10 protein-coding genes are annotated in these 14520 nt (G+C 31.1%); 8 read left to right on the top strand and 2 right to left on the bottom strand.

Going from position 1 to position 14520, the window contains the following annotated elements; all coding sequences use genetic code 11:
- The first annotated feature begins 63 nt into the window (after positions 1–63).
- The gene (locus AC15TD_RS00440) at positions 64–783 is read left to right on the top strand and encodes a hypothetical protein (protein ID WP_484450177.1); all 720 of its coding nucleotides are present in this window, start codon (positions 64–66) and stop codon (positions 781–783) included.
- Between the two features lie 30 nt (positions 784–813).
- On the opposite strand, the gene AC15TD_RS00445 is transcribed toward AC15TD_RS00440, so the two are convergent.
- Positions 814–1338, bottom strand: a complete 525-nt coding sequence (locus tag AC15TD_RS00445; protein ID WP_484450178.1) for a hypothetical protein — start codon at positions 1336–1338, stop codon at positions 814–816.
- A gap of 102 nt (positions 1339–1440) precedes the next feature.
- Between AC15TD_RS00445 and uvrA the strand changes: the two genes are divergently transcribed.
- From uvrA to AC15TD_RS00480, 7 genes are all read left to right on the top strand, one after another.
- Positions 1441–4272, top strand: a complete 2832-nt coding sequence (gene uvrA, locus AC15TD_RS00450; RefSeq protein ID WP_484450179.1) for an excinuclease ABC subunit UvrA — start codon at positions 1441–1443, stop codon at positions 4270–4272.
- A gap of 26 nt (positions 4273–4298) precedes the next feature.
- Positions 4299–4988 carry an LOG family protein gene (locus AC15TD_RS00455; protein ID WP_484450180.1) on the top strand — a complete coding sequence of 230 codons (690 nt, stop codon included), beginning with the start codon at positions 4299–4301 and terminating at the stop codon, positions 4986–4988.
- 166 nt (positions 4989–5154) lie between these two features.
- Positions 5155–7935, top strand: a complete 2781-nt coding sequence (locus AC15TD_RS00460) for a gluzincin family metallopeptidase (RefSeq protein WP_484450181.1) — start codon at positions 5155–5157, stop codon at positions 7933–7935.
- Positions 7936–8108: 173 nt separating this feature from the next.
- Positions 8109–10520, top strand: coding sequence for an alpha-ketoacid dehydrogenase subunit alpha/beta (locus AC15TD_RS00465; RefSeq protein WP_484450223.1), 2412 nt, complete (start codon positions 8109–8111; stop codon positions 10518–10520).
- A gap of 7 nt (positions 10521–10527) precedes the next feature.
- A complete protein-coding gene (locus AC15TD_RS00470; RefSeq protein WP_484450182.1) occupies positions 10528–11004 on the top strand; it encodes a hypothetical protein in 477 nt (158 codons plus the stop codon).
- Between the two features lie 86 nt (positions 11005–11090).
- Entirely contained in the window at positions 11091–13259 is a 2169-nt protein-coding gene (locus AC15TD_RS00475; RefSeq protein ID WP_484450183.1) for an endonuclease MutS2, read from the top strand.
- Complete coding sequence (locus AC15TD_RS00480) at positions 13256–13672, top strand: thiol-disulfide oxidoreductase DCC family protein (RefSeq protein WP_484450184.1); 417 nt, start codon at positions 13256–13258, stop codon at positions 13670–13672. The genes AC15TD_RS00475 and AC15TD_RS00480 overlap by 4 nt, the downstream gene beginning before the upstream one ends.
- Here AC15TD_RS00480 and AC15TD_RS00485 read toward each other — a convergent pair whose 3' ends face one another.
- Complete coding sequence (locus AC15TD_RS00485) at positions 13673–14512, bottom strand: sulfurtransferase (protein WP_484450185.1); 840 nt, start codon at positions 14510–14512, stop codon at positions 13673–13675.
- Positions 14513–14520: the final 8 nt, after the last annotated feature.

A 14520-nucleotide genomic window follows, 5' to 3' on the forward strand; every position in this document is an offset into this window, starting at 1 on the left:
ATTTAATAATTTAGCCTTGATTTATAGAACATTACCCCTCAAATGCTCTTGACCTATTAATCTATGAAATCAAAAAAAACATTTAAAATAATCACAGGTGTACTAGTCTTTTTTACATTGCCTAGCATCTTGTTTTTTGTATTTATGTTTTTTAAATATAACGAGGAGCTACCTGAAGGTGAACTTGGAGAAAAAGCCGATGCATTGGCTTATAAAATGCTAGAGGCCTTAGATTATGAAGCCTATAAAAACACCCATTATTTAGAATGGACTTTTAAAAAAGTTCATCATTATAAATGGAATAAATCTAAGGGAACATGTTCTGTTTTTTGGGATGAATATAAAGTTGATCTTAATTTAAAAAATGAATCTTTTAATAAAGCAACGGTTCACGGTTTTAAAATAGAGGGTGATATGGGTAAGGAACTTATTGATAAGGCTATCTCCTATTTTAATAATGACTCGTTTTGGTTAGTTGCACCTTATAAGGTTTTTGATTCTGGTACCGAACGAAGGTTGGTAGATTTAAAAAATAGTAGCAATAAAGGATTACTAATCACTTATACTAAAGGCGGGACAACACCAGGTGATTCATACTTATGGATACTTGATGAAAATGGTATGCCTAATAGTTTTAAAATGTGGACTTCCATTTTACCAATTAAAGGGTTAGAATCATCGTGGTCTAATTGGACGACTACAGAAAGTGGCGCTAAACTTCCCACATTTCATAATATATTTTTCTTAAGAATTGATATTACAAATATTAAAGGGACAAACTAATTTTAACAATTTTGTAAATTACATTATTTATTAACTAGACCTTTGTCCTACAAAGTTTTGATTTTTCAATTTAAACAAAACGTTAAAACTCGTTAAACTCCCGTATATCCTTGTAATATATTGTTGTAAATCTATTTTGCCTTGCTCATCTAAATCACTTGAATTTATGCGCTGTTCCATAACTCTCAAACGATCTCTAACCATCGTTATTTTATGAAAAAATGTATCTATAGGTAATTCATATGGCTTTAAACTAGTGTCAGCAGGTTCTAAAATTAACCTACCCCCTTTATATTTATCAGCTATTGGTACTACTTCACTTACGTCGCTCCATTTTTTTAAAATTTCAGTTAAACTTCTTTCTATATCAAAAAAACTAACGGTATCAACATCATCATCAGCCGCTTCAATAACTTCAAACTCACTATCTAAATCAATAGTTTCTAATCCGTTTTCAATAAACGTTACCCAATAATGTTGTGATGTTACATTGGTTACCACACCTTTTCCGTATTCAGCATGATTAATTCTTGAGCTTATTCCTAATAATTTCATATTCTTTATTAATTAAATTTAGTTAACAAGTATAATAAATCTAATAGTATTGGACAATTAAAAATTTATACTAAAATTGTACCTTTGCACTTTTGCAAATTTATGAGCCAATTTGAAGAACATATTGAGGTTAAAGGTGCCAGAGTTCACAACTTAAAAAATATAGATGTTACCATACCAAGAGAAAAACTCGTTGTTATTACGGGTTTGTCAGGCAGTGGGAAATCATCATTGGCATTTGATACCATTTATGCCGAAGGACAGCGCCGATATATAGAAACATTCTCAGCCTATGCAAGACAATTTTTAGGTGGTTTAGAGCGTCCCGATGTCGATAAAATAGATGGTCTTTCTCCAGTTATTGCTATCGAACAAAAAACAACCAGTAAGTCGCCTCGATCAACTGTTGGAACTATTACTGAAATCTATGATTTCTTGCGCCTGTTATATGCGCGCGCGAGTGATGCCTATAGCTATAACACGGGTGATAAAATGGTGAGTTATAGTGATGCGCAAATAAAAGAACTTATTATTAGCGATTTTAAAGGAAAACGTATTAATATATTAGCGCCAGTAGTTCGGTCTCGTAAAGGACATTACCGCGAACTGTTTGAACAAATAGCTAAACAGGGTTTTGTAAAAGTAAGAACCGACGGAGAGATTAGAGACCTTGTAAAAGGCATGAAATTAGACCGCTACAAAACGCATGATATAGAAATTGTTATTGATAGACTTAAAATTGATGATACCATAGATAACGACAAGCGTCTATCTGAAACAATCAATACGGCAATGTATCATGGTGAAGATGTTCTCATGGTAATTGACCAAGAAACGAATGAAACTAGATATTTTAGTAGAAATTTAATGTGTCCATCAAGCGGCATATCATACCCAAATCCAGAACCTAATAATTTTTCCTTTAACTCACCAAAAGGAGCTTGTGCCAATTGTAATGGTATAGGAGAACTTTATCAAGTTAATGAAAATAAAATTATTCCTGATGATTCAATCTCTATTAAAAACGGTGCATTAGCGCCTCACGGACCAGAAAAAAATAGTTGGATATTTAAACAGCTAGAATCCATTGCTCTGCGTTATAACTTTAAACTTACTGATCCCTATAAAAGTATTCCCGAAGCAGCAAAACAAATGATTCTTTACGGTGGTAATGAAAAATTTTCAGTTGAAAGCAAGACACTCGGCGTAACACGCGATTACAAAATTGATTTTGAAGGTGTTGCTAACTTTATTGAAAATCAATATAAAGTAGCCGATTCAACTTCTTTAAAAAGATGGGCTAAAGATTATATGGATAAAATAAAATGTCCAGAATGTGAAGGTTCCAGATTAAAAAAGAAATCACTTTATTTTAAAATAAATAATAAAAATATTGCTGAACTTGCTAATACAGATATTGTTGAACTTGCGGTTTGGTTTAATGAGCTAAGTAGTCATCTGTCAGAAAAACAATTAAAAATTGCAGAAGAAGTTATAAAAGAAATAAAATCCAGATTACAATTTTTGTTAGATGTTGGTTTAAATTATTTATCATTAAACCGAAGTTCAAAATCCTTATCTGGTGGAGAAGCCCAACGTATTAGACTCGCTACACAAATTGGTTCTCAGTTGGTTGGCGTACTTTACATTTTAGATGAGCCAAGTATTGGATTACACCAACGTGATAATGAAAAACTTATCAATTCACTTATATCTTTAAGAGATATTGGTAATTCTGTTATTGTTGTTGAACATGACAAAGATATGATTGAACGTGCAGATTATGTGATTGATATAGGTCCCAAAGCAGGAAAACATGGTGGTGAAATTATAAGTATAGGGACTCCTAGCGAATTGAAAACTCACAAAACACTTACCGCTGATTATCTTAACGGAACCAAACAAATTGAAATCCCTAAAAAGCGAAGAAAAGGTAATGGTCATTTTATTGAACTTAAAGGATGTACTGGAAATAATTTAAAAAATGTATCAGTAAAGTTTCCTTTAGGAAAAATGATAGGCGTTACGGGTGTTTCCGGAAGTGGGAAATCGACTTTAGTTAATGAAACCCTCTACCCTATTTTAAATGCATATTATTTTAATGGTGTAAAAAAACCAATGCCTTATAAAAGCATTAATGGTTTAAAACATATTGATAAAGTAATTGATGTAAACCAATCACCAATAGGAAGAACACCAAGAAGTAATCCGGTAACTTATACCGGAACATTTAGCGAGATTAGAGCCTTATTTTCGAAAATTCCAGAATCGATGATTCGTGGTTATAAAGCAGGACGTTTTAGTTTTAATGTAAAAGGAGGGCGTTGTGAAACCTGTCAAGGTGGTGGTTTACGTGTTATAGAAATGAATTTCTTGCCAGATGTATATGTGGAATGTGAAACCTGCCAAGGTAAACGCTTTAACCGTGAAACGCTTGAAATTCGTTATAAAGGAAAATCTATAAGTGATGTATTAAACATGACCATTAATGAAGCTGTAGACTTTTTTGAGCATATCCCTAAAATATTCAATAAACTAAAAACCATAAAAGATGTTGGCTTAGGATACATTACTTTAGGACAACAAAGTACGACGCTTTCTGGTGGAGAAGCACAACGGATAAAGCTTGCAACGGAATTAAGCAAACGAGATACAGGAAATACATTTTACATTCTTGATGAGCCTACAACGGGCTTGCATTTTGAAGATATTCGTGTTTTAATGCTTGTATTAAACAAACTTGTTAACAAAGGAAATACTGTACTTATTATTGAACACAATTTAGATGTTATAAAAACCGTTGATCATATAATTGATATCGGTTATGAAGGTGGAAAAGGTGGTGGAAAAATAATTGTTGAAGGAACACCCGAAGCGATTATTAAACATAAAAAAAGCTATACAGCAAAATTTCTTAAAAAAGAATTAAATTAGCGAGTTTTAATTTTTTATTTGATAGTATGATACACGAACAGCATCCAAAAGGGTGGAATGAAATAAAAACTAACGATTCTTGGGCCATTTTTAAAATTATGGGGGAATTTGTTAGTGGTTTTGAAAAAATGAGCAAAATTGGCCCTTGCGTTTCTATATTTGGGTCGGCAAGAACAAAACCAGATAATGAATATTATAAATTAGCTGAAAAAATAGCTAAAAAAATTGTTGAATCTGGTTATGGTGTTATTACTGGTGGTGGTCCAGGGATTATGGAAGCAGGTAACAAAGGTGCACACCTTGGTGGAGGAACATCTGTTGGATTAAATATAGAATTGCCATTTGAACAACATGACAACCCTTACATAGATTCTGATAAAAATTTAGATTTTGATTATTTCTTTGTTAGAAAAGTTATGTTTGTTAAATACTCTCAAGGGTTTGTGGTAATGCCTGGTGGTTTTGGAACACTTGATGAGTTGTTTGAAGCTATTACTTTAATTCAAACAAATAAAATTGAAAAATTTCCTATTATTTTAGTTGGAACTGATTTCTGGAAAGGTTTGTTTGAATGGGTAAAAACAACATTATTAAATGAATTTGGAAACATTAGTGAGAAAGATTTAGATTTAATTCATCTAGTAGACACGGAAGATGAAGTTATAAGTATACTAGATTCGTTTTATAAAGAATCAGATTTTAGTCCAAACTTTTAATATTTCAAATCCAGATTATAACATTCATCATCAAAATACTTTCTGCAATTAAATTTTGTTATATTACCAAACCAACTAATCCATAGTATTAACCTTAAAATGTTCAGTAAATAAATTGAGATTTCCGTCATTCATCTTTATTATATTAGGATTTATATGCCATATTATGTCTGGTCAAAACAGTATTGACCTTAGAGCTGTATTTAACATTGAAAATAAACAAATAGGTATATCTCAAACTATAGAATATAAAAACACTTCCAATGAAGTTCTTGAAACCATCTATTTAAACGATTGGAATAATAGTTATTCAACTAAAAAAACACCACTTGCCATTAGAATTGCTGATGAATATAAAAATGATTTTCATCTTGCAAAAAATGAAGAAAGAGGGTATTCTGTGATTACTTCAATAAAACAAGATCAAAAAGAATTAAGATACAGCCATTTGCTTGGCCAATTAGATGTTGTAAAAGTTGAATTAAAAAGACCTTTGGAACCTAATGAATCTTATAAAATAAATCTCTCCTATATTGTTCAAATACCAAGTGATAAGTTTACTAGTTATGGCATAACACCTTCAGGAGATATTAACCTAAGATACTGGTATATTACACCGGCTATTTATGATGGTGAATGGCAATATTATAGCAATAAAGATTTAGATGATTTATATATTCCAGAAGCTAATTTAAATTTAGAAATAGTATTTCCAAAAGTGTATACATTGACTTCAGAATTAGATATACTTAAAACTACCCAAAACAATGTAAATCAAATTGTTAAATTACAAGGGAATCACAGAGTTAATAATAAGCTTTTTTTAAGTAAAACATCAAATTTTAATACCATTGAAAGTGATAATTTTACTTTAATTTCTAATATTGAAGATCTAAATTTAACAGTTGTTGATAAAGTATTAATTTCAGAAAGAATCACAAAATTTATTTTAGAAAACCTAGGCGATTATCCACATAAAAAACTTCTTTTAACTAATATTGATTATAATAAAGATCCCATTCAGGGTTTAAATTTTTTACCAAAATTTATTCACCCTTATCCTGAAAATTTTCAATATGAATTAAAAATATTAAAAGTTGCGTTATATAATTATTTAGAAAACACCTTGCTTATTAACCCAAGAAAAGAGCAATGGCTATTAGATGGATTACAAATATATTTTTTAATGAAATATGTTGAGATGAACTATCCTGATATGAAATTTTTAGGTTCTCTGGCAAATGTTTGGGGCATTCGCTCATTTCATGCAGCAGATTTAAGTTTTAATGATAAGTACATACTAGCTTACATGCTCATGGCAAGATCTAATAGAGATCAACCTTTAACTATGGCTAAAGATTCTTTATTGAAATTTAATAAAAGTATTGCTAACAAATATAAAGCTGGTGTCGGTTTAAAATACTTAGATGATTTTATTAACTCTAATGTATTAGAAACTTCTATTAAATCGTTTTTATCAAACAATCAATTAAAACAAATTAAGGCTAAAAAATTTGAAAAATTTATAAAAGGCAATACAAAAAAAGACATTGACTGGTTTTTTAATGATTATTTAAATACTAGAAAAAAGATTGATTTTAAAATCAAGAAAGTATTAAAAACTCAAGATTCTATAACGCTTACAATAAAGAATAAAGGTGAATCTAACATGCCCATTTCCTTGTATTCGCTAAATAATGACACTATTGTTTCTAAAACCTGGATTGAAAATATTACGAAAAGTAAAACAATAACAATTCCTAGAAATGACACTAATAAACTAGTTCTAAACTATGAAAATATTATTCCTGAAACTAATTTAAGAGACAACTGGAAATCATTAAAAGGTTTCTTTTTTAACAATAAACCTTTACAATTTAGACTTTTTAAAGATTTTGAAGATCCTAATTATAATCAAGTGTTTATTATGCCAATTGTTGAATATAACAATATATATGATGGCTTAACCTTAGGAATTAAAGCCTATAATAAAACGGTTTTAAGAAAACATTTTAATTATAAATTTGAACCTAAATATTCTCTAAGGTCTCAATCTTTTACGGGCAGAGCTAACATTTATAACATACATGATTTTCAAAATAATAATTTATATACAATAAATTATGGTATCCGTGCGAACTATGATTCTTACGGTCCAGATTTATTTGTTAGACAAATAACCCCATACCTTTCATTTTTCTTTAGGCAGGATTCTGACTTTCGCTCAAATAAGAGAGAAGCCTTATATCTTAGATATTTGGATATAAATAGAGATAAAGACATCAATAATATATTAACGTCATCAGAACCTAATTACAGTATTTTTAATGTGCGTTATGTAGATTCTAATGATAATTTAATTAATTATAATAGTTGGTATGCTGATTTTCAAGCGGCCAGAACATTTTCAAAATTATCCTTTAACTATGAATATAGACGCCTATTTGAAAACAATAGACAATTAAATATTAGAATGTTTACTGGTTTATTTTTAAGCAATAGAAATGAGGTAGGATCTGATTACTTTAGCTTTGCACTAGATAGACCAACAGATTATTTATTTGATTATGCCTATTTAGGAAGATCTGAATCTACTGGTATTTTTAGTCAACAATACATTGACGCCGAAGGTGGATTTAAATCTAAGTTAGACACGCCTTTTGCTAATCAATTTATCTTGACTCTTAATACAAGTACTACACTCTGGAAATACGTTTTGGCGTATTCAGATATTGGAATAGTTAAAAATAAGTACGACAATGCTAAATTTGTTTATGACTCCGGTATTCGTGTTAATTTAGTCACCGATTATTTTGAGGTTTATTTTCCTGTATATTCTAACTTAGGATGGGAAATTGGTCAACCAAATTATGACCAAAGGATTCGCTTCAAATTCACAATCGATCCAAAATCTTTACTAGGTCTGTTTAGAAGACGATGGTACTAAAAATGTTAATTTTTTATTCTTTATTTAAAATAAAGTGTATTTTAATAGAATATTGCTAATAAAAAATATTTAAAAAATTATTTAATTGAGAATTCTTCAAGAATTCTTAAATATTATTATTGGAGAAACCGCAAAGTTTAACTAAATTTGCGCAAAAAGACAACGCTAAATTAATGCAACCAATTCCAGACCTAAAAAATAACATGTCATTTGAAGACTTTAAAACGGAAGTTTTAAAAGATTATAAATTAGCCGTCACAAGTCGTGAATGCAGTTTATTAGGACGACGAGAAGTTTTAACAGGAAAGGCAAAATTTGGAATTTTCGGTGATGGAAAAGAAGTGCCTCAACTAGCCATGGCGAAAGCCTTTTTAAAAGGTGATTTTAGATCTGGCTATTACCGTGATCAAACGTTTATGATGGCTCTTGGTGAATTAACTGTTGAACAATTTTTTGCTGGTTTATATGCTAATTCAGATTTAGCCTTAGAACCAATGTCTGCAGGACGCCAAATGGGAGGACACTTTACCACCCATAGTTTGGATGAAAATGGTCATTGGAAAGACTTAACAAAACAATACAATTCAAGTGCTGACATCTCTCCTACTGCTGGTCAAATGCCGCGCTTACTAGGATTAGCACAAGCTTCAAAAATATATAGAAATGTTGAAGGTATAAATGCTTCAAGATTTTCAATAAACGGTAATGAGGTCGCTTGGGGGACTATTGGAAATGCAAGTACGAGCGAAGGTTTATTTTTTGAAACTATAAATGCTGCAGGTGTTTTACAAGTGCCTATGGTAATAAGTGTTTGGGATGATGAATATGGTATTTCCGTTCATGCAAAGCATCAAACATCTAAAGAAAATATTTCTGAAATACTAAAAGGGTTTCAACGTAATAATGAAGAAAAAGGATATGAAATTCTTCGAGTTAAAGGATGGGACTATGCCAATCTTATTGAAACCTATCAAGAAGCTGCTACTATAGCCCGTGAAGAACATGTTCCGGTTCTTATTCATGTATTAGAGTTAACACAACCTCAAGGTCATTCAACTTCTGGTTCTCATGAACGTTATAAAGACAAAAATCGTTTAAATTGGGAAATGGAACACGACTGTAATCTTAAATTACGTTCGTGGATGATTGAAACCGGTATTTCCAATAATGAAGAGTTAACAAATATTGAGCGAACTATAAAACGGGAAGTTCGTGACGGTAAAAAAAGGGCCTGGGATAAATTTTTATCTCCAATTATAAAACAAAGACAAGAACTCTCTATAATATTATCTCGCTTTGCTGAAAAAAGTGCTAATTCTGAGTATATATCAAAGGCAAAGACAAACTTGTTGGCAATCGATGAACCTACAAGAAAGGATATATTATCTGCTGCTAGAAAAATTTTGCATCATAGCACCGCTAACACATCAAACGAAAAGCAAAATCTTGTTAATTGGATTAATAATTATTTTAAGGAAAACCAACCACTCTTTAGTTCCCATTTATATTCAGAATCTGACAAATCAGTTATAAAAATTAATGAAGTAAAACCTCATTATGATAGTGATTCTGCAGCTGTAGATGGTAGAATTATTATACGTGATAATTTTGATTATATATTTAAAAATTACCCCGAAGCACTCATTTTTGGAGAAGATACCGGTTTTATTGGTGATGTTAACCAAGGTTTAGAAGGTTTACAAGAGAAATATGGTGAATTAAGAGTTGCTGATACTGGCATAAGAGAAGCAACCATTGTAGGTCAAGGAATAGGTATGGCGATGAGAGGTTTAAGACCTATTGCCGAAATTCAATATTTAGACTACTTAATGTACGCTTTGCAAATAATAAGTGATGATTTAGCGACCTTACACTATAGAACCAAAGGCCGCCAAAAAGCACCTCTTATCATTAGAACACGTGGACACAGATTGGAAGGCATTTGGCATTCTGGCTCACAATTAGGTGGTGTTATAAATTTAGTAAGAGGAATTCATGTTTTAGTACCAAGAAACATGACGAAAGCGGCAGGGTTTTATAATACACTATTACAAGGTGATGAACCAGCTTTGATAGTAGAATGCCTAAATGGTTACAGACTTAAAGAAAAAATGCCTACTAATATTGGTGAGTTTAGAACACCTATTGGCGTTGTTGAAACAGTTAAAGAAGGGACTGATATCACGTTGGTTTCTTATGGCTCAACACTCCGTATAGTTGAACAAGCAGCGAAAGAACTACAATCAGTAGATATTGATGCGGAAATTATTGATATTCAATCTTTATTACCATTTGATGTTAATCATGATATTGTAAAAAGCCTTACTAAAACCAATCGTGTTATGGTAATAGATGAAGATGTTCCTGGTGGCGCTTCAGCTTATATTCTAAACGAAATTTTAAATACTCAAAATGGCTATCAATATTTAGATAGTCAGCCAAAAACATTAACAGCAAAAGCACATCGACCAGCCTATGGAACCGATGGTGATTATTTTTCAAAACCCTCTATTGAAGATATTTTTGAAGCTGTGTATGGTGTTATGTATGAATTGAATCCTATTGATTTTCCTAAATTGAGATAATACCATTGTGAAAGCAGTTTCAGTAGTAGAAATAAAAAAAGAATTAAATCACCTTTCTACTGAAGAGCTTATTCAATTATGCCTTCGTTTGTCAAAGTTCAAAAAGGAAAACAAAGAGCTACTTACCTATTTACTCTTTGAATCATATAATGAGACAGGTTATATTGGCAGTGTAAAAGAATATGTTGATGAGCAATTTGAACTAATTAATACCAATAGCTATTTTTATATAAAAAAAAGTGTTCGTAAAATTCTACGTAACATTAAAAAGTTTGCACGTTATTCACTAACGAAAGAAACCGAAGTTGAATTACTAATTTACTTCTGTCAAAAATTAAAAGATTTTAAACCTTCAATAAAACATAATGTAACGCTTACTAATATTTTTCAAAGACAAATATTACTTTGTAAAAAGATTGTTTCGACACTTCATGAAGATTTACAGTATGACTACACCTTACTGCTTAATGAATTAAATGATTAACAGAGATAAACCAGCGCATTAACTTTTCTTACTTATCAAACTTAATATGTAACTTTGCAATCTTAAGATAGGATAGGAATTAAGGAATGATAAACATTCATAAAAAGACATTACAAGATTTAGAATTTTCAAGTGTTTTACAACAAGTAAGTGAGTATTGTGTAACACCTCTTGGAAATGATAAAGCGCTTCAAATTGAACCTCTTAAAAATAAAGAAGAGCTTATTGCAGCACTTCAATTAACCAATGAATATCTGTCATCATTTGATAATAATAACAGAATACCTAACCATGGATTTGATGCTATAACTAAGGAACTCCAACTATTAAAAATCGGAAATACATTCTTAGAAGTTCATAGTTTAAAAAAATTGGTATCCATTTCTCTGACAAGCAATGAAATAGTCACATTTCTTAAAAAATTTGAAGAATATTATCCAAACTTAAATGATTTTGCTTCTCATATTGAAGTTACAAACGTTATTATTGAAAAAGTAGATGCCATTGTTGATAGATTTGGAGATATAAAAGACAGCGCTTCTGCCTTATTACTAGAATTAAGACAATCAATCAATAAAGTTAAAGGCAAAATCAATCAAAGCTTTGCCACAGCCCTTCACGCCTATCATCATCTTGAATATTTAGATGAGATTAGAGAATCGGTGGTTGATAACAAGCGTGTTCTTGCCGTAAAAGCCATGTACCGACGTAAAGTTAAAGGTGCTATCATGGGCGGAAGTAAAACGGGTAGTATCGTGTATATTGAGCCAGAAACTACCATGCAATTTACGAGAGAGCTTAATAATTTAGAATTTGAAGAAAAAGAAGAAATTATTCGAATTTTAAAAGCAGTCACTGACTTTATTCGACCCTTTACAAGTATACTATCTGATTATCAATCTTTTTTAATTGATTTAGATGTTATTGCAGCCAAAGCAAAATACGCAAAATCAATGAATGGCATTCTTCCTGAAATTTCAGAAGAAAGAAACATGTTGTTAAAAGAGGCCTATCATCCTCTATTATATTTGAATAATTTAAAAAACAAAAAAATAACTTTTCCTCAAACTATAGATTTTAGTCAGGAAAAACGCGTTATTGTCATTTCTGGGCCAAATGCTGGTGGAAAAAGTATCACACTAAAAACTATAGGTTTATTGCAGGTTATGATTCAAAGCGGATTTTTAATTCCGGTTCATGAACGCAGTAGAATATGCATTTTTGACAGAATATTAAGTGATATAGGGGATAACCAATCTATTGAAAATCATTTGAGCACCTACAGTTATAGGTTAAAACAAATGAATTACTTTTTAAAAAAATGTAATAAAAACACCTTGTTTTTAATTGATGAATTTGGAACGGGTAGTGATCCTGAACTTGGTGGTGCGTTGGCAGAAACGTTTTTAGAGGAATTTTATCATCGTGAGGCCTTTGGTATTATTACAACCCACTACTCCAATCTAAAGATATTAGCTAACGAATTGCCCTTTATGGTCAATGCCAATATGCTTTTTGATGAAAGAACGCTAGAACCTATATTCAAATTAGTAGTCGGTCAAGCTGGTAGCTCTTTTACGTTTGAAGTAGCTCAGAAAAACGGGATTCCTTACAGCTTAATAAATCGAGCTAAAAAGAAAATTGAACGAAGTAAAGTACGTTTTGATGCAACGATTGCCAAACTACAAAAAGAGCGCTCTAAACTTGAGAAAACAGGTGAATCATTACGGATTAATGAAAAGAAAAAAATTGAAGAAGCCGATAAGCTTGAAGAAATTAACGTCAAAATCCAAAAGAAGCTAGAAAGCTATCAAGAATTATACGATAGTAACCAACGACTCATTTATTTAGGTCAGAAAATCAATGATATCGCTGAAAAATACTTTGAAAACAAACAAAAACGAGACCTGATGGCTGAGTTCTTTAAAATTGTTCAAATAGAAAACTCTAAGCGAAAAAAAGTGTCTGAAAAACAGAAAAAAGTTACTAAAGCGAAAGAAGAAAAAGTTAAACAAGACGCTGAAAAAGTAGTGAACGTTATTAGGAAAAAGAAAAAAGAGGCTAAGAAAAAAACGATTGAAACCCCTAAATTAAAACCGGTTTTAAAAGTGGGAGATCGCGTTAGAATGGAAGATGGCCGTGCTGTTGGAAGTATTGATAAAATAGAAAAGAATAAAGCTACTGTAAACTATGGTATGTTTACAACAAATGTGAGTTTAGAACAGTTGGAATTGGTAGAAACCACAAAAAAATGAGACCCTTACCAAAAGATAAAGAATTAATATTATTTGATGGTGTGTGCAATCTGTGCAACAGTTCTGTGCAATATGTAATAAAACATGACAAAAAAAACATATTTATGTTTACTGCTTTACAAAGTAAGGTTGGTCAAAAACTTATAAAAACATATCATATTGATACTGCAAAAACCGATTCTATTTTTCTTTATGCTCCCGAAGTTGGAATTTCATCAAAATCAACGGCAGCCTTGAAAATAGCAAATCATTTAGGCTTCCCAAATCGATTATTGTGCGTATTTTTTATAATACCGCCTTTTATTAGGAATTGGGTTTATGACTATATTGCCAAAAACCGTTATAAATGGTATGGCAAAAAAGAATCATGTATGATACCAACACCTGAATTAAAAAGTAAGTTTTTAGAGTAATTATTCAGGTACTATACTACCCCATTCTGTCCAGGACCCATCATAAACAGAGATGTTTTTATAGCCACTTAATTCTGCCCCCAAAGCTAATACGCAAGCAGTAATTCCTGAACCACATGAGAAAATGATGGCTTCCTCTTTCTCTTTATTTGCTAAAGAATCAAATTTGGTTTCAATCAAATCTTTAGATAGTAATTGGTAGTCTTCTAATAAATCTTCAAAAGGTAAATTTAAAGAATTTGGTATGGTACCGCTTCTTAATCCTAATCTAGGTTCAGCCTCTAAGCTTTTAAATCGAGTTTCTGAACGTGCATCAATAATTGTATGAGATTTTGATAATGAAGCCTGTTTAACATCGTCAAAAAACTTCATGCATTCAGGATTATAATTTGCTTCAAAGTTACCGTTACTTAATTTTGATTCACGCTTTAGTTCTGTTTTATATCCAGAATTAATCCATTCTGGCAATCCACCATTCAAAACAGCAACATTGTTATGCCCCATAGCTTTAAACAGCCACCAGGCTCGGGGACTGGAGTAAATTCCTTTATCGTCATAAATAACAATAGCACTATCTGAATTAATACCTAAGTTTTGAGTTCCTAATGTAAACTGCTTTTCTGATGGAAAAGTAGTAGGAAATGGTGCTGACACATCACTAAAAGTTTCCTTTAAGTCAAAGAAAAGTGCTTTAGGAATTTGTAATTCAGATTTTGAACTATTATTGTCTCCTCCTACTTTTTTAATACTTGCATCTAAAACAATTAAATTTTCAGCGTTCAAATTTGAATGGAGCCATTCAACCGAAACTACAGGCTCTGAAATAACTATTTTCGACATATTTAGAT

The sequence above is a fragment of the Yeosuana sp. genome (assembly GCF_057126245.1).

What these genes read in the sequence shown, in the direction of transcription:
- AC15TD_RS00440 (WP_484450177.1), top strand. Translation starts at nt 64, where the DNA reads ATGAAATCAAAAAAAACATTTAAAATAATCACAGGTGTACTAGTCTTT.
- AC15TD_RS00445 (WP_484450178.1), bottom strand. Translation starts at nt 1,338, where the DNA reads ATGAAATTATTAGGAATAAGCTCAAGAATTAATCATGCTGAATACGGA.
- uvrA (WP_484450179.1), top strand. Translation starts at nt 1,441, where the DNA reads ATGAGCCAATTTGAAGAACATATTGAGGTTAAAGGTGCCAGAGTTCAC.
- AC15TD_RS00455 (WP_484450180.1), top strand. Translation starts at nt 4,299, where the DNA reads ATGATACACGAACAGCATCCAAAAGGGTGGAATGAAATAAAAACTAAC.
- AC15TD_RS00460 (WP_484450181.1), top strand. Translation starts at nt 5,155, where the DNA reads ATGTCTGGTCAAAACAGTATTGACCTTAGAGCTGTATTTAACATTGAA.
- AC15TD_RS00465 (WP_484450223.1), top strand. Translation starts at nt 8,109, where the DNA reads ATGCAACCAATTCCAGACCTAAAAAATAACATGTCATTTGAAGACTTT.
- AC15TD_RS00475 (WP_484450183.1), top strand. Translation starts at nt 11,091, where the DNA reads ATGATAAACATTCATAAAAAGACATTACAAGATTTAGAATTTTCAAGT.
- AC15TD_RS00480 (WP_484450184.1), top strand. Translation starts at nt 13,256, where the DNA reads ATGAGACCCTTACCAAAAGATAAAGAATTAATATTATTTGATGGTGTG.
- AC15TD_RS00485 (WP_484450185.1), bottom strand. Translation starts at nt 14,512, where the DNA reads ATGTCGAAAATAGTTATTTCAGAGCCTGTAGTTTCGGTTGAATGGCTC.